The organism is Nocardia higoensis, assembly GCF_015477835.1.
In the GTDB taxonomy this organism is placed as follows: Bacteria; Actinomycetota; Actinomycetes; order Mycobacteriales; family Mycobacteriaceae; genus Nocardia; species Nocardia higoensis_A.
This window is the reverse complement of sequence record NZ_JADLQN010000004.1, coordinates 123,523-139,718: the sequence shown is the minus strand read 5'-3', so window position 1 is coordinate 139,718 and position 16,196 is coordinate 123,523. Positions and strand designations below refer to the sequence as shown.

Annotated in this window: 11 protein-coding genes, 1 tRNA gene and 3 CRISPR repeat arrays; of the genes, 8 read left to right on the top strand and 4 right to left on the bottom strand. The window is 65.0% G+C overall.

Annotated features, from left to right (window positions below; genetic code table 11):
* The first annotated feature begins 104 nt into the window (after nucleotides 1-104).
* Nucleotides 105-1,493, top strand: a complete 1,389-nt coding sequence (locus IU449_RS21195; protein ID WP_195003868.1) for a hypothetical protein — start codon at nucleotides 105-107, stop codon at nucleotides 1,491-1,493.
* The gene (locus tag IU449_RS21190) at nucleotides 1,490-1,813 is read left to right on the top strand and encodes a 4a-hydroxytetrahydrobiopterin dehydratase (RefSeq protein WP_195003867.1); all 324 of its coding nucleotides are present in this window, start codon (nucleotides 1,490-1,492) and stop codon (nucleotides 1,811-1,813) included. The genes IU449_RS21195 and IU449_RS21190 overlap by 4 nt, the downstream gene beginning before the upstream one ends.
* A 271-nt stretch (nucleotides 1,814-2,084) precedes the next feature.
* Nucleotides 2,085-2,601: direct repeats of the CRISPR family, unit length 29 nt; unit sequence GGGACCATCCCCGCACGTGCGGGGCAGAC.
* A gap of 91 nt (nucleotides 2,602-2,692) precedes the next feature.
* A CRISPR array of direct repeats spans nucleotides 2,693-3,332; the repeat unit is 29 nt; unit sequence GGGACCATCCCCGCACGTGCGGGGCAGAC.
* A 323-nt stretch (nucleotides 3,333-3,655) separates the two neighbouring features.
* Here IU449_RS21190 and cas3 read toward each other — a convergent pair.
* Nucleotides 3,656-6,619, bottom strand: coding sequence for a CRISPR-associated helicase Cas3' (gene cas3, locus IU449_RS21185; protein WP_195003866.1), 2,964 nt, complete (start codon nucleotides 6,617-6,619; stop codon nucleotides 3,656-3,658).
* 29 nt (nucleotides 6,620-6,648) lie between these two features.
* Here cas3 and IU449_RS21180 point away from each other — a divergent pair, with 29 nt between their 5' ends.
* From IU449_RS21180 to IU449_RS21160, 5 genes are read left to right on the top strand one after another with little or no spacing between them, the layout of a single operon-like run.
* The gene (locus IU449_RS21180) at nucleotides 6,649-8,235 is read left to right on the top strand and encodes a type I-E CRISPR-associated protein Cse1/CasA (RefSeq protein ID WP_324188364.1); all 1,587 of its coding nucleotides are present in this window, start codon (nucleotides 6,649-6,651) and stop codon (nucleotides 8,233-8,235) included.
* On the top strand, nucleotides 8,232-8,789 hold the full coding sequence (gene casB / locus IU449_RS21175) for a type I-E CRISPR-associated protein Cse2/CasB (protein WP_324188363.1): 558 nt from the start codon (nucleotides 8,232-8,234) through the stop codon (nucleotides 8,787-8,789). Before IU449_RS21180 ends, casB begins: the two co-directional genes overlap by 4 nt.
* On the top strand, nucleotides 8,786-10,111 hold the full coding sequence (locus tag IU449_RS21170; protein ID WP_195003865.1) for a type I-E CRISPR-associated protein Cas7/Cse4/CasC: 1,326 nt from the start codon (nucleotides 8,786-8,788) through the stop codon (nucleotides 10,109-10,111). Before casB ends, IU449_RS21170 begins: the two co-directional genes overlap by 4 nt.
* Nucleotides 10,108-10,953 (top strand): type I-E CRISPR-associated protein Cas5/CasD, encoded by an 846-nt coding sequence (gene cas5e, locus IU449_RS21165; protein ID WP_228805455.1) that lies wholly within the window; start codon nucleotides 10,108-10,110, stop codon nucleotides 10,951-10,953. The genes IU449_RS21170 and cas5e overlap by 4 nt, the downstream gene beginning before the upstream one ends.
* Nucleotides 10,950-11,690 carry a type I-E CRISPR-associated protein Cas6/Cse3/CasE gene (locus tag IU449_RS21160; protein WP_324188362.1) on the top strand — a complete coding sequence of 247 codons (741 nt, stop codon included), beginning with the start codon at nucleotides 10,950-10,952 and terminating at the stop codon, nucleotides 11,688-11,690. The genes cas5e and IU449_RS21160 overlap by 4 nt, the downstream gene beginning before the upstream one ends.
* Before the next feature lie 109 nt (nucleotides 11,691-11,799).
* A CRISPR array of direct repeats spans nucleotides 11,800-12,791; the repeat unit is 29 nt; unit sequence GTCGGCCCCGCGTACGCGGGGATGGTCCC.
* A 124-nt stretch (nucleotides 12,792-12,915) separates the two neighbouring features.
* Here the strand turns inward: IU449_RS21160 and IU449_RS29895 are convergent.
* Nucleotides 12,916-13,251: a hypothetical protein gene (locus IU449_RS29895; RefSeq protein WP_416382227.1), complete on the bottom strand. Its 336-nt coding sequence runs from the start codon at nucleotides 13,249-13,251 to the stop codon at nucleotides 12,916-12,918.
* A 477-nt stretch (nucleotides 13,252-13,728) separates the two neighbouring features.
* Nucleotides 13,729-13,801, bottom strand: a tRNA-Asn gene (locus tag IU449_RS21150).
* Between the two features lie 214 nt (nucleotides 13,802-14,015).
* On the opposite strand from IU449_RS21150, the gene IU449_RS21145 reads away from it, so the two are divergent.
* Nucleotides 14,016-14,276 (top strand): hypothetical protein, encoded by a 261-nt coding sequence (locus tag IU449_RS21145; protein WP_195003863.1) that lies wholly within the window; start codon nucleotides 14,016-14,018, stop codon nucleotides 14,274-14,276.
* Here IU449_RS21145 and dnaG read toward each other — a convergent pair.
* Entirely contained in the window at nucleotides 14,273-16,180 is a 1,908-nt protein-coding gene (gene dnaG, locus IU449_RS21140) for a DNA primase (RefSeq protein ID WP_195003862.1), read from the bottom strand. The two genes, IU449_RS21145 and dnaG, sit on opposite strands and share 4 nt — an antisense overlap.
* Nucleotides 16,181-16,196 lie beyond the last annotated feature (16 nt).

The window sequence follows — 16,196 nt, the reverse complement described above, 5'->3', positions numbered from 1 at the left end:
GATCTACTCTCGTGGAGATTGATTCAGCCGAAGATGGCCTAATGACGGAGTACTGTGGGCGCAGCGTAGGGGTGGTCTTCCATACAGGGTGCGAAGGCGGGGCGATGGTACGAGCGCAGGAGTGGACGGGGTTCGAAGCGGTCGCTTTGCAGGAGGCGATGCGCAGATCGGTGCGCGACTTCGCCTCGTTGCTGGGTGTCGAGACGACCACGGTCAACAACTGGCGCGCCGGCTTGGGCAGTGTCGTCCTCCGCACCAAGACTCAGGAGATTCTCGACACCGCGCTGCGGCAGCGGGCATCGGATGAAGACCGCGCCCGGTTCGAGGAAATAGTCGCCGCTGGCCAGACCGCATGGGAGGAACGCAGACAGCGCCAGCGGCGCCGAGCTACAGCGCTTCCACAGGTAGCGAATGCGGCTACCGTGGAGCTGAGCCCTCCAGTTGCGGCAGAAGAGGTTTCAGTGGATCGGAAGAGATTCCTTCAGGTGATGACCGGGTCAGTAGCAGGGCTGGTGCTCGGTCCATCGGCGCTGAACGAGTCGTGCGAATGCCGGACCTACATGGCGGATTCGCCACTCGGCAGCCTCAAAGACACACATACGCCGCCCGAACTCGTCGACCACTTCCACGTCCAGCTCGCCGGACACTACGCAGCGGACGCCTTTCTAGGCCCCCTTCACCTCATACCCGCCGTGCAGGCTCAAACCGAACTGATCATCCAGTTGGCGAGCGAAGCCGATTCCCTCACACGCTGCGGCCTACTCGAAACCGGCGCCGCCTACGCCGCTCTCCTCGGCTGGCTCCATCAAGACGCTGGCAACCTCGCCGCCTCCACACAATGGCGCTACACCACCTTGGCCCTCGCGCACCGCTCTGGTGAGCAGCAGGTCATCTCATACGCCTTGTCCAACATGGCGATGCTCGCGCTGGACCTCGACGACGGCCGTGTCGTTGTGGACTACGCCCGTGCCGCTCAGTCTGCCGGGCAGAAACTGTCCCCGAAGTGCCGCGTGATCGCACTTCAACACGAAGCACAAGGCCACGCCATGCTTGGAGACCGCGCAACAGCGGACCGCCTGCTAGACAACGTCGCCGCTCTCACTGCCAGGGTTGACGACGAACATCCATGGGGCAACGCCTGCCGACGCACCCCACACCATGTCGAAGTGCAACGTGCGATCAGCTACGGACGCACCGGCACAGCGCAAGACGCCGCCGACGCAGCAGCCCTGTGGGACGAAATCATGGACTCCATGCCCGAGCTGGCACGCCGCGACAACGCAGTCTTCCGGGCACGACAATCCGCCGCACTCGCCAAAATGCCAGACCCTGACCGTGCCGTCTGGGCAGCCACGGAAGCTGCCAAAGCCTTCGAGAAAACTGGTTCAGCGAGACTCCGCCGGGAATTGAAGGCCCTCCTTGCCCATTCAAGCGCGTGGGCACACACTTCAGCGGGCCGTGAACTCCAAGCCATCGTGGGGTCCCTCGCATGAGCTCACCGCCCGCACCACTGAACGACAGCCAGATCGCCGCTGCCCTTGCCGCCCTACCCGGCTGGAAGCGCGACGGGAACGAGATCACACGTACGTTCGCCCACACCTATCACGAATGCGTCCACTTGGCCGTTTACGTCGCAGCGAAGGCCCGTGAAGTCGGCCATCACCCGGACATGCTGATCACCTGGCAGCGAGTCGAGTTCCGGATCACAACTCACGACGCCGGACGGAAACTGACCAAGCTGGATTTCGATCTCGCTAGGCATATCGATCAGATCGCAGAAGCGGCCGGTGCAACGCCTGTTACAGGAACATAGCTTCGGATTCGGGAAGCGCAGTGCGATCCCAGTCGCGCCGGGCCCTTCCCTACGCCCACCTACACGCAAGCGTCAATAACGTGGTGCCCCGCAATGCCGCCAGCAAGAGAGCGAGCTGTGGGGGATGCATCATTCCGTGGCAGATAACGCTGACGCATCCCTGCGTGCGCGGGCAGGCGCGGTTTCTCTGCCGGGAAGAGTGGCGGTGGTGGGGCACTCCCTGCGGGTGCGGGGCAGACGCCGTCAACAGCGCGCAGGACAACCTCGGCACGGGACCATCCCCGCTCGTGCGGGGCAGACCTGCCCGCCGCGGGGCGGGCGATCGCGGCCCAGGGACCATCCCCGCACGTGCGGGGCAGACCGCAAACGCACTCAGTTCGAGGGCGAGATCAAGGGACCATCCCCGCACGTGCGGGGCAGACATCGGCCACCGCATGGTCGCCGAGACCCGCGGGGGACCATCCCCGCACGTGCGGGGCAGACGCCACCTGCAACCCCGAAGGGCCGCGGCACTGGGGACCATCCCCGCACGTGCGGGGCAGACATCTGCGTGAAGTCGGTGCTGCGACTATTCCGGGGACCATCCCCGCACGTGCGGGGCAGACAAGCCGCGGGGGTGCCGCGCCGCCCACTGCCCGGGACCATCCCCGCACGTGCGGGGCAGACGTGCCCACCCCGGCTGATCACATCCTGAACCGGGGACCATCCCCGCACGTGCGGGGCAGACCAATCTTGCGACCCGCACAATGTCGGCCAGGCGGGACCATCCCCGCACGTGCGGGGCAGACGTCGATTCCGCGCGTAGGGCGATCACCGAGCAGGGACCATCCCGCACGTGCGGGGCAGACGCGAACTTGCGGCATGGCACCCGATATGTGTGGGGACCATCCCCGCACGTGCGGGGCAGACATCGCGTACGCCGTCACCACACAGCAATGGTGGGGATCATCCCCGCACGTGCGGGGCAGACCAGCCCGATGATGTGAAATACGTGCACAACAAGGGACCATCCCCGCACGTGCGGGGCAGACACCGCCATCTATCAGAGGATGAACGGGCGGGAGGGACCATCCCCGCACGTGCGGGGCAGACCGATGTCTGGAGCGTTTTCATTGCCATATTCAGGGACCATCCCCGCACGTGCGGGGCAGACTGGCAAGAACTCGTGTTTCGTTCGTGGCTATCGGGACCATCCCCGCACGTGCGGGGCAGACATCGCGGCGAAGTCGGGCTGCTGGGTGTTGGTGGGACCATCCCCGCACGTGCGGGGCAGACCGCCACGAATCCCAGATCTGCACGGCGTTCGGGGGACCATCCCCGCACGTGCGGGGCAGACGGCGGCATGGTGCGCTACCTGAGTCTCCGCGAGGGACCATCCCCGCACGTGCGGGGCAGACACCACTGTCCTCGACCTGATCACGGCCACCCCGGGACCATCCCCGCACGTGCGGGGCAGACGCGGTGCGGGGATGGCCCTTAGCTCGGCGTGAGGGACCATCCCCGCACGTGCGGGGCAGACACTTGTTGACCTGCGGCGTTCCGACGCATCACGTCCGTTTTCATTCACTTTGAATCGCTACCGTGAAAGAGCGCAGCCCGCCGAAGTCGACCAGCATCCACTACTGCGGGGGACGACTCGCACGATGCGCCTCTGTACATGATCGCGAATTCAACCATGATGCTTGCAGATGCAACGAGCGTTTCCCCGGTTCTCCGGGGCTCGAGATGAGCTGACGCCCAGCTACGGTCCATCCCCGCCATTACGGGGCGACTGGTACGTTACTTCACTTCGTTTCAGCAGGCGAACCCTTCCGTCCGAGCCTATCGACAGGTCCGAGGTTGTCATCGAGAAATCGACAGACCCCGGGTATCGGAGTACCGAAGGCGTTCGGGGAGCCCCTCGCACCGACCATCAGCATCGACGACGAGAACGTCCAGCCGTCCGAATGGTCCCCGACCGAGAGGCGGCCATGTCTTGGTAGCAGGTATGCGCCCCCTCGAAAACCACCGGACCGGAACGGCGATCGTGTTCGACATGATGTCGTACTGCTGTCGACGAGCAACGTCGACTTCGGCTGGCGTGAGGTCTCCCCGATACCGGCGAAAGTCCAGCGGCAAAGTTCCCGTCGAGTCGTAGGCGAGCCCGCCATCCGATCGCCGAAACACGACCACGACAGGAACGGTCTCCTCGCCGAGTCGCGATCGGGCGCGAATCCCCTGTGCTCCACCGTTATCCCCGGAACCATGAGCCGATCCCGAAGCTAGATTCTCGATGCCGGTCGGCCTCCCACGACGCGTGTAGGGGGCGACCGCGAGGTGCTCGGCCTGCATGTACTCCTCCTGAAGCTCGACTTCCCATTCGTGCCTCGTTGTTTCGATCAGTTCCCCGATCGAACCACCGGCGGGAGAAAGCGGACCGTAGACAGACTCGATGAGAGCGCCCGAATCGGCCGGAGTCACGATGTGCAGCGTCGAGTTCCCTCCCGGATGAACACCACAGGTGCCGCAGGTTCCTCGCCCGATGCGATCCGACAGCGTTTTCCAGGTAGCAGCGAGGACGAAGGGCGCATAGACCCAGGCATCGGCATTGGTCTCGTCGTCCGGCCTGTTCCGACTCGGTTTTCCGACAACCGGCAACCCATTACGCGTTCGGTGCAGAACGGTCATCTGCGGCGCCCTGAACCGAGGCGGCCGGAGGGGATCGTTCACCGAGTGGCGATGCAGTCTGCCGCGTCGCTGGATCAGCAGGTCGATGGGCGCCAGATCGGTGACGATCCAGTCGAAGTCGAGATCGAGCGACTGTTCGACGACTTGCGTCGCGATGACGATGAGGCGCTGTGGCCGGAGCGGATTGGGGCCGCCACCCGGAACAGCACCGACCTGTTCGGTTATCTCGGCTTCGATCTGTTGGCGGATCCGGGGAAGCATCCCCGCGTGGAGAATGACGATCTCGTCAGGTTCCCAGCCCTCGTTCTCGGCGAGGGCACGCACTTCGGTGTAGAGATCGTGCGCCTGTTGCACGCGATTACGAATGACTGCGACGATCCCGCCGGACCGAATCTCGGATAGGAGCCGATGCGCCAGCGCGACATGTCCTGGATCCTCCTCGAGGCAGATCGTCGTGTGGAGCGGATGCGGCACCGGCGGGGCAATACGGCGGACCGAACCGTGCTGATCGACGATTGTGATCGGACCGGACTCTCCCGCATCGACAGGTGCGGTACCCAGTCCCCTGCACCATGCTTCGGTGAGTTCCGAACGCACATTCCGCGGCAACGTAGCGGACAGGACGATGACCGACGCACCTGCATCGGCGAACCAGGACAAGGCGGCCTGTAAGAGATGCTGCTGGAACAGTTCATAGGCATGGGCTTCGTCGATGATGATGATCTTGCAGGCAAGTCCGAACATCCGGAGGAACCAATGCCGCGACGGCTGCGCGGACAACACCACCTGATCGACGGTCCCGACGCCGAAAGGTGAGATCAGACCGAGGCAGCGGCGCAGAAACCAGGGATCGAGCACGACATGTCCGTCGAGATCGTTACCCGCTTCGATGGATGCCGCAGCGGCCTCGCGAATCGCGTCCAGTTCCGACTGTTCGGCCGCACCGGCATCGAGCAGCTCGTGGACGATAGTGGCGGCTGCCGCTGCGCCGTGGACGACGGCGAGATTGGCGATGCCGTCTCGACCGAGCGCGGTCCCGAGAAAGGACCTCATCTCACGTGCGGCCTGATTCGTTGCCGCGCGGGTCGGAACCGCCTGGTAGACCCCGGTATAACCGCGGGTCCGAATCAGCCGGTGGGCACACCACAGCGCTCCCCTGGTCTTTCCCGATCCGGTGTCGGATTCGATGATGGCGAGGATCTGCCCTTCCGACGGAACGTGGTCGACAACCGCGGATTGGAAAGGGCGCGGCATCGTCGCCGGCCAAATATCCGCCCATTGCACCGGATTCGGCTCCCAGCGATTCAGATGCAGCCGGTCACACGCGGCGACTGCCTCGGCTCGCGAACTCGCCCACCATGACGAGATCGGCCCGAGGCGCCGGTAGGTGAACAGCGTTTCGGTGGAGGCTACCCAGTCGGCGAGCACCACCAAACCGGCGAACACCGGAAAAGTACTCGGCCTGGTGGGCCGGACAACGTGTGGCAGTGCTTCCAGATCGACCTCGAGCTGTTCGGCCAGGTCCGTCAGCAGCAAAGGATGCACCTCGCGCAGCAGTTGCGGCGAGACGGCAGCAGCAGCGCGATCGACGGTGTCCTTCGGTGGTATATGGCCGTGATGCCCGCCGAGCAGCATCGCGACAATGTGCAGCCCTCGCACCGGCTGCTCGTTACCGCCGCAATCCGGGCACCGGCATCCGAGTAGCCGGGGAAGAACAGCCGCAGTGACGTGCTCGTGACGGGCGCCGGCCGCCAAGTCCGCCGCATGCGCCAATGGAAACCCGTGAGCGTGCACTATCCGCTCCCATTCGGCGCGACCTTCGACAAGCCCCGGCCTGGCTCCGCGTCCGGTGCCGAACAGGTGTTGAAAGCAATCGGAGGCCTTGCCTAGATCGTGCAGTGCGGCGAGGAACGCCACCACCGCACGCGCGACGGACTCGTCACCGCCACCGAATGCCTCGGCCAGTCGCACCCGCATGGGTTTCGGCAGGTATACGTCCCACAGCCGCATGGTGACCGCGGCTACGTCGAGGAGGTGCGCCAGCAGCGGGTCCCAGGATGGCCCACCCCGGGCCGCAGACATCCCCGACAGATCCGTCTTCCCCCACGGCAATTGGGAGTTTCTAAGTTCCTCTTCCATGACTTCCTCTGCGGCAGTATGGTTCTCGCGTGCCATCAACTAGCTTGGCGTCATATCAGGATATTCCACAGGGTTCCGCGTTCCACTGGGATCCGCGGACCGAATCATGCCTTCTCGCACTGACAACCAGCGGAGAGCGACGCCCCGTCTCCCTCGTCACCGCGTTGGCCGAAGCCGAAGAGCTGCAGACTGTCTCGGGGACGACTCCCGGCGAAACCGTGGCAATCATCGAGTGTCTGCTCGCCATCTGCTATGCAGCAGGGATCCACCCGGAAGACACCGAAGAATGGGTGGAGTGGGTAAGGACCAGACACCCGCTGGACGAAGCCGCCACCTGGCTACGCAACGATCCCGGCACATGGAACATGTTCGACCGACTGTTGCCGTTGTGGCAGAACGCCCACCTCGCGCCATTCATCGACGAACACGGCTGCGGGCCCGCACAACTGGTGCTCGAACACAGCGGGGACTACCTCCTGCATTTCGACAAACACCATCTCGAATACGAGCACCCTCTTCGCCCCGCCGAGGCGTTCCGGGCGACGCTCGTTCAGCACTGCTATGCACCCGGCACCCGTGGTCGTGTGCCCGGCAACTTGCCGGGACTGGGGCCGGCACTCAACAATCTCGCCACTACTCGGCTCTCATCACGCATCCGCGTACTCGCCCTCGGCGACACCCTCGCCGATACCTTGCGCCTGAATCTCGCTCCCTGCGAGATGGGCAAGGCGGGCACGTTCAACAGGAGCTGGACGCAACGACAACGCCGCCCATTCGATCGCAAACCGAACGGGCGAACACCCGATGGTCCCGCCGACCTGCATAGCATTCTCGGCCGTTCCATCCTTCTACGACCGGTCCGTGCGGAAGACGGAAGCATCGCGGTCGATCGCGTCCTGATCGGCGCAGGCGAACTTCTCGCCCCCCTTCCGGCAACGTACCTTCAGGATGCGGTCCTGGTCCCCAAGGGAACGACTTCCGAAATGGCCCCCTTGCAGCCTTCCGTCAGGCGCGCACTGTGGCGGCAGTCGCACGCGCTCTACGCGGCAGTCGCCCAGCGCACCATGGGAAGTGATCTCTACAGTCGGCTCGCTTCGATCAGTGAACGTCGGATACTTCTGTGGGCGGTCGGTCTGGCTACGGACCAGAACAAGATCGCCACTTGGATTTCCGATACTTTCCCTTTCGTCCCGGGCCGCGAGCAGGAGCTGCACAGAGCTTCCGAAACCGGTTCGCAAGTGGCTGAATACCTCGGAACCGCACTCCGCGCCGCAGCACACACTGCCTGGACCCTCGCCTATCCGAGCGCAAAGCCTGCCGACAAAGCCCACCAGATGGCTCGCTTCGACGCGTCTGCCGAACACTACGCTGCTGCCGCCAACCCCTTTCATGAACTGCTCGATGCCATCGCAGAAGGCCGGGGAGTCGAAGACGCCGGGCGTGAGTACGCAGGAACGCTCCGCCGTTCCGCACATCGACTACTAGGACTTCGTCTGGCCTCACTACCGAAGAACTCGCGCGGATTCCGTGCCCGGGCGGCTGCCGAGCACCGGTTCGCCTCGGAACTGACAAGTACCAAAGCGCCCTCCCTTCTCCAGAAAGCCCCCCGACCGTGACCGATTCTCTTCCTGCCGACGCACAGGAGATCGACTCCCCCGCAAAGCCTTCCGCAGTCCGACTCACCGCGCACCTGTGCGGGCTCGTCCGCAACCACGATCTCGGCGCACTGGCCGATCTACGCCGGATCCACGCCATCAGTCAGGCTCGCCTACTCGTCGCGTCATACGCACCGACCGAAGCAGATCGGGAAGTCTACGAACGAGTCGCATTCCTGTTCGCTCGGTACCACGCAGGAAAGACCAGGCCCTCCACCGGTTGGGGCAGTATCGGCAATGCGCTCGGGTTGATCGGCGCTCCGGGTCATCGCGGCCCGAAGAATCCGGGCACCACTCGGCTACTCGACCGGATCACCACATCACGCGATATCCCGTGGCGCCACCTCCAGCACGCTGTCGAGCGCGCCCGCGCAGCCGATACACCCCCGCCGGAGTGGGTCCGGCTCACCGACAATCTCACCGCATGGCATAAATCCAAGCGAGAAGTCGCCTACCGATGGGCCCGCGACTTCTACACTCCCGCACCACACACCGCGAATGGAGCCACCCGATGACCGACCTCGGCCAACCACAGTTCCTCTCTTTGCAGGCACTCGAAACTGCGGCTGCCGCACTGCCGGTGCGTGACGAGAACGGGATGCCCAAAACCATTGTCTTCGGCGGTCAGGAACGCACCCTCATCACCAGTCAGGCAAGGCGCCGAGCAGAGCGAATGCATTCGCGACGACGCGCCAACGACGGCGAGGGCCCGCTGGCCGGCAAATCCACCGGACTCCGCACGCGCGAATGGGCATTGCTGGCCTCCCGCGCACTGGCTACCGAACACGGTTGGGATCGCGACAAAGCCCTCGACACCACCCGGGCCTGCCTCGAAGCCGTGGGCCTGAAATTCGGCGACAAACCCACCACCGCTGCACTCACCAAAGTGCTGATCTTCGCCCCCGGCGATGCCGGTAGCGAGATCGCATGCTACATAGCTACACACCACGAGATCGTCACCGCTTGGGTCGACGAATACCTGGACGCGAAGGCAAAACTGGCTGCACAGAAGAAGACGAGAGGTAGGAAGGCAGATACATCCGACGACACCACCGAGGCAGGACCCGCAGCAAAGACTCCCCTGCCTGCCGCGCCGAAAGAGCTTCGTTCCGCAGTCCTGACCGCACTTGCTCCACGGGATGCCATCGATATCGCCCTCTACGGTCGGTTCCTTGCTGAAATCCCGGACGCGGCCAACGTCGATGGAGCAATCCAGACCGCGCATGCGTTCACGGTGCACCCCGCGGAACACATCGACGACTTCTACGCCGCCGCCGACGACGCCAAACTCGAACGCAAGCGCAATGCGCTCGACTTCCTCGAAGCCGGCGACGATGCGGGCGCAGGCATGACCGGATACCAATCGCTGATATCAGGCACCTTCTACCGACACGCGGCCCTCGATCGCCGCCGCCTCCGCACCAACCTCCGAGCGGCTGGGATGGCCGAGGCGGACGTGGAGTCCGCCGCCCAGGCGGCTGAAGCGGAGTTCATCGAGGCATTCGTCAACGCATACCCGGAAGCCAAGCGGAACAGCACCGCATCCACCGGCAGCCTTCCCAACTTCGTTCTCTCGTTCGAGGGATCACGCCCGTTCAACTACGCAGCCACCTTCGAACGTCCCATCATCCCGACAGGCACCAGCAGCACCGCCGCTGCGGCCACCGAGCGATTGCTCGACCATCACGCGTTCGTCGTCGGCAAACGCCCTGACATCACCGCGGGCAAGATGCTCACCTACGACCTCGATATCGAGGAGTTGCTCGCCAAACGCGCCAGCACGAACACCTTGGTCGGCATCGAAGTCGCCACTCTCGACGAACTCATCGGCGGATGACTACCGATCGCATGACGTCGGTACTGCTGTTGCGTCTGGCGGGCCCACTGCAGTCCTGGGGCAGCCGATCCCGCTTCGCCCACCGCGACACCGACCTGCGTCCCACCAAAAGCGGAGTCATCGGTCTATGCGCGGCCGCCATGGGGCTGGACCGTGCCGATCCGTTGGGCCCCCTCGCGGAACTCCGTTTCGGTGTTCGCGCAGACCGGCCCGGCACTGTCATCCGCGACTACCAGACCGTCGGTGGTGGCACCTACCCGTTGCGGCCCCGGGACCTGATCCTCGACCACCGCCGCGCTTCGCGCGCACAACCCAGCAGACCACTGGCTGATGACGGCACCTTCGGCGACTACGTCCTCGAAGACTGGTACGGCATACCGAAATACGTTATCCGCGATCCGGACAGCGGGGGTTTGATCACGGAGACGAAGGCAGTCACCCGCAGCCCCATGATCACCGAGCACTGGTACCTCGCTGATGCCGCGTTCGTCGTCGCGCTGGAATACAGCGACCATGATTTCCTAGAACAGATCGGCCATGCCGTCGAGCACCCCCAGCAGCTACTGTGGCTCGGCCGGAAATCCTGTCCCCCTACCGGTGAACTCGCAAATGGAGTCCACTCGGGCACAGCGGAATCCGTTCTGGCTCGCACTGCACTGCTCGAGAATGCCACCGATACGCGACCGCGAGTCTGGCTGGAAACCCATCCCGGAGTCGGTGCCACTCCAGCCCACGACCAGCCCGTCACCTTCGACTCCGACAACCGATGCCACACTCTCCGCTGGGAGAAACGAACCCGCATCACCCCCACCTCCGAGATCGAATGGAACCTGATCCAGTGACCGAACCAGCCGCTCCCGCTCCAGCATCGGCCCGTTTCGTCACCACTCACCACGTTCTTGCCCTCGATGCACGACATCCCTTCACTACCAAGGCCCTGCTCGACGCCCAAGCCATGCACCGAACCGTCATGAGCGGCTTCCACGGCTGGGTAGAGCAGGGAGAGCCCAATGCACGTCAGCTCATGGGAATCCTTTCGACCTGGAACCTCGACCTGCAAACCGCGACTCTCGTCCTTGTCGTCCAGGCCGCTGTCCCCGCGGATTGGTCCCGAATTCCCTCGGCGGCAATGAAATTCGCACCGAAATCCCTTCCCGTGGACGCCGTGATCCGAAAGGGAGCGACCTACGGTTTCCGCACGGTTGTCAACCCGACCCGCGATCGGGCAGCCCCTAAACCGGCCGGCGGCAGTGCGAAACAGCGCGGCAGACGCTCTCCCCATTCGAGCCCGAAGTGGGTGGAATCCTGGTTCACAGAACGTCTTCAGCCGGAAGGAGAGCCAAACATCTCGCCGAACGGCGTTCGCAGAATCGGCGCCCATGCCACCAGTGAACAATTCGCTGTTCGTATGCTGCCGATGGTCTCTTCCAATGGACCGCATGCCGGCCTTCGGATCACCCGAGCGGAGATCAAAGGCACTCTCACAGCAACCGACCCAGCCACCTTCGTCAACGCGCTCACCACCGGCATCGGGCACGGGCGGGCGTACTCGACTGGGCTGATCCTCATTCGCGCGTGAAGGTAAACCATCGGAGCGAGCTACTCGCCGAACCAGTACGTGCGCAATAGACCTTGGGAAAGTGAATGAAAACCGAGGTGTTGCGCTGCAAAGCAGCAGGTCAGGAAGTGTCGGCCCCGCGTACGCGGGGATGGTCCCGCCGCACCGCTGATTCAGCCGTTCGGTGACGCGTCGGCCCCGCGTACGCGGGGATGGTCCCAAGTGCCGGAACCGTACAGACTTGGGGTGCAGGTCGGCCCCGCGTACGCGGGGATGGTCCCAAACAGACTTGGGGTGCAGGTCGGCCCCGCGTACGCGGGGATGGTCCCAGCATCACAGTCGCGGCGGACGACATCAAGCTGTCGGCCCCGCGTACGCGGGGATGGTCCCAGGGCGCGGTCGGCGTCGGTCTCGGGGTCGAGGTCGGCCCCGCGTACGCGGGGATGGTCCCAGTCCCCAATGTTTCCTGCGAGTCGGTGAAAGGTCGGCCCCGCGTACGCGGGGATGGTCCCGCCGCTGTGCGGGACAACCAGCCTGGAGAAGCGTCGGCCCCGCGTACGCGGGGATGGTCCCTCGGTCATCGCTTCGGTCATCGCGTAGCGCAGGTCGGCCCCGCGTACGCGGGGATGGTCCCCGTTTGGTCTGTGTGCTTGTGGGCCCTGGATGGTCGGCCCCGCGTACGCGGGGATGGTCCCTCCACCCGGCCGTCGAGCGTGTACTCGACGGCGTCGGCCCCGCGTACGCGGGGATGGTCCCGCGTACCGGGTGCCGCGGGTGGTGACCGGTTTGTCGGCCCCGCGTACGCGGGGATGGTCCCGCCAACGAGATCGAGCAGCAGCGCGGGTTGATGTCGGCCCCGCGTACGCGGGGATGGTCCCGCATCGATCTCGTCATCGACGTCTCGCAGCATGTCGGCCCCGCGTACGCGGGGATGGTCCCCCGACCAGCACCTGATCGAGCACGCCGGATTCGTCGGCCCCGCGTACGCGGGGATGGTCCCGAGACCCGCACCTGACCGAGGCGTTGCAGCTGGTCGGCCCCGTGTACGCGGGAATGGTCCCGGCGACCCTGGGTACTCGGGGATCTCGAACCGGTCGGCCCCGCGTACGCGGGGATAGCCCCCGCAGCATCTGGTGGAGCTCCTCTCGATCGCCGTAGGCCCGCGTAGTGGGGATCGTTTCGACCGGCGGGTGCCGGCCAGCACCAACCGCAAGTCAGCCCTGCGTATGCAGGGATGGTCCTCCTATCAGGGCGTCGCCACAGCCGAAGCATGAAGTTTGATGTCAGGTCCCAGGATCTGGAATTGGGACTGACCGGGCTCACCGTGTTCGAGGTACACAGTCGTTCCTTCGGTGGCGTACGCGCGATGCAGGCGGCGGGCAAGCCTCGGAATCAGGTAGTCATCGATGCGGTTGTTCGGCACCCACTCCCAGTGGTCCAGTTCGACGGTATCGAGTCGTATCCGCTCTTCGTCGGCACCAAGTATGCCGCAGGCAAAGATGTACAGGAGCTTGTCGCCTTCGTCATCACGCGGTGCCCAGTCATACGCGAGTAGCCGTGTGGGTGCACGGTCAAGGCCGATCTCTTCTCGGACCTCGCGGCGGCACGCCTCGACCAGGGACTCGCCGTGACCTTGTCAGGAGTTGGTCTGCTGCGGAACGCGTTTCCTTGAGGGAAATCAATCCGACAGCTCTCAGAACTTTCATGATGGCCGCAGGCTTGGCGTCGCCCGGGGCGAGTTGAATGATGGTCGGCCCGTTCGCAGCGAGTATCGCCTCCCGAATCCTCGGAGGTAACGGCTCGAAACCGCATTCCTGCCACACACATTCACATCTCGGGCAGTGACCTTCCAGCTCCCGCTCGTGTCCTCTGCCCTCCACCTCTGAGACCTCGGCGACCGTGCAGTCGGTCGACATCCCGCATTCAATGCAGTTCGTCGCATACGGCGCGGATTCCACCACGGTGTCCATCGCGCTGAATCGTAGTGTCGATTCCGGTACTGCCTTCGGAATGCAAATAGATCCGCTACCAGCTGACGCTGGTAGCGGATCTATTGCTGCTCCCCCATCTGGACTCGAACCAGAAACCTGCCGATTAACAGTCGGCTGCTCTGCCAATTGAGCTATAGGGGACTATTCTGTTCGGTTCGACCCTTTCGGTCCGACCGAGGAGAAACTTTAGCGCATGCTCGCACCGGTTCCCAAATCGGCCATCTACCTGCGGCGATGCATCCCACCTCGGCGTGTCGTAGGCGACGTACGGGCGGGTGGTGGCCGGATCGACACGGAGGCGCCGTTTCGGGCAGGATGGTAGCCGCGAACAGGCGATTGGGAGGAGCTCCACCAGATGCTGCGGGTGTTGATCGGTATCGCGGCCGGGTACGTACTCGGGACCAAGGCCGGGCGGGCTCGGTATGAGCAGATCAGTTCGGCCACCCGGGCGGTGGCGGGCAGCCCGGTCACTCGCAAGCTGGTGTTGGTGGGGCGGCAGCGGCTGGCGGACAAGCTGAGCACTCGGCCGCCGTTGGAGCCTATGAAGCCGATCGACGAGCGGACCACGATTCTGGTGCCACAGGATCAGCTGCGGCGGGGCAGCAAGCGGGTCTAGCCGGTGGCGAAGTCGCCGACGTTGCCCATGGCCTGAGCTTCCAGGCTCTTGCGGTACTGCTCGAGGGCGACGAGATCGCCGAAGAGGGCCATGTATTCGTCGGTGTTGTCGCTGGCCGACAGGCGCTGGAGTTTGGACTTCAGGGTGGCGATCTGGCGGCCTACGTGGGCTTCCTGGGTGCGGGCCAGCAGGCCCGTGATGACGCGCGGCATGTCGTTGATCGACTTCACCGGGATCGACGTGCCCGCCAGTTCCGAGACCAGGGCCCGCAGGGTGAGGTCTTCGGTGGCGTCGGCGACGGCGTTCACCCATTCGGCGCCGCTGAGGCCGCAGGACGCGCCGCCCGCTTCGGCGATCGCGGTGCGGATCGCGATGTAGGCGGGGTGGGTGAACGCCTCGATTTCGAGGGCGTCGAAGACCGCGCCCGCGATGGCGGGGTATTGCAGTGCGGCGCACAGGGATTGGCGTTGCGGGAGCAGGACCGGGTCGTTCGGATTGGGGCGTGCGGCGGGGTGCTCGGCGACCTTGGATTCGGCGGGGGCGCGCTTGGGGATGATGCCCGAGCGGGGGGCTTTCTTGGCTTCCTCGCCGACGCGGCGGACGACGGTCTGGATGTCGTCCCAGCCGACCCAGCCGGCCAGGCGGGTGGCGTAGGCCTTGCGGGTGGCGTTGTCCTTGATCTGGGCGACCACGGGGACCGCGCGGCGCAGCGCCTCGACCTGGCCTTCGACGGTGTCGAGGTTGTGTTCGGCGAGCAAGCCCTTGATCACGAACTCGTACAACGGGGTTCGGCGGGCGACGAGGTCGCGGACCGCGGCGTCGCCGTGGCGCTGGCGCAGGTCGCAGGGGTCCTGGCCGTCGGGGGCGACGGCGATGTAGGTCTGACCGGCGAGCTTCTGGTCGCCGGAGAAGGCTTTGAGGGCGGCGGCCTGACCGGCGGCGTCGCCGTCGAAGGTGTAGATGATCTCGCCGCGCCAGAAGTTGTCGTCCATGAGCAGGCGGCGCAGGATCGCCATGTGGTCGTCGCCGAAGGCGGTGCCGCAGGAAGCGACGGCGGTGGTGACGCCGGCCAGGTGCATGGCCATGACGTCGGTGTAGCCCTCGACGACGACGGCTTGGCGGCTCTTGGCGATGTCACGCTTGGCGAGGTCGAGACCGAAGAGCACCTGGGACTTCTTGTACAGCAACGTTTCCGGGGTGTTGATGTACTTGCCGGGCATGGTGTCGTCGTCGAAGAGCTTGCGGGCGCCGAAGCCGATGACCTCACCGCCGAGATTGCGGATCGGCCACAGCAGCCTGCGGTGGAAGCGGTCGATGGGGCCGCGTTTGCCCTGCTTGGACAGGCCGGCGGCCTCCAGTTCCTTGAATTCGAAGCCCTTGCGGAGCAGGTGCTTGGTGAGGGTGTCCCACCCGGCGGGGGCGTAGCCGCAGCCGAAGTGGCGGGCGGCGTCGGCGTCGAAGTCGCGGTCGGTGAGGAACCTGCGGGCGGTCTCGGCTTCGGGGGTGGCGAGCTGGGCCATGTAGTACTCGTGGGCCGCGGCGTTGGCCGCGACCAGGCGGGAGCGGGTGCCGCGGTCGCGCTGCACGGAGGTGCCGCCGCCCTCGTAGTTGATCTGGTAGCCGATGCGGTCGGCGAGCTGCTCGACGGCTTCGACGAAGCCGATGTGCTCGATCTGCTGGAGGAACTTGTAGACGTCGCCGCCCTCGCCGCAGCCGAAGCAGTGGAACAGGCCGTGGTTGGGCCGCACGTGGAAGGAGGGGGACTTCTCGTCGTGGAACGGGCACAGGCCCTTCATGGAGTCCGCGCCCGCGCGCTTGAGGGCGACGTACTCACCGACCACGTCTTCGATCCGGACGCGGTCGCGAATCGCCGCGATATCGCGATCAGGAAGTCGTCCGGCCACGGGTTGCAGTCTAGCC

Bases quoted from the DNA above. Each gene is read 5' to 3' on its own strand.
- IU449_RS21190 (WP_195003867.1), top strand. From the start codon at position 1,490: ATGAGCTCACCGCCCGCACCACTGAACGACAGCCAGATCGCCGCTGCC.
- cas3 (WP_195003866.1), bottom strand. From the start codon at position 6,619: ATGGAAGAGGAACTTAGAAACTCCCAATTGCCGTGGGGGAAGACGGAT.
- cas5e (WP_228805455.1), top strand. From the start codon at position 10,108: ATGACTACCGATCGCATGACGTCGGTACTGCTGTTGCGTCTGGCGGGC.
- IU449_RS21170 (WP_195003865.1), top strand. From the start codon at position 8,786: ATGACCGACCTCGGCCAACCACAGTTCCTCTCTTTGCAGGCACTCGAA.
- IU449_RS21145 (WP_195003863.1), top strand. From the start codon at position 14,016: ATGCTGCGGGTGTTGATCGGTATCGCGGCCGGGTACGTACTCGGGACC.
- IU449_RS21195 (WP_195003868.1), top strand. From the start codon at position 105: ATGGTACGAGCGCAGGAGTGGACGGGGTTCGAAGCGGTCGCTTTGCAG.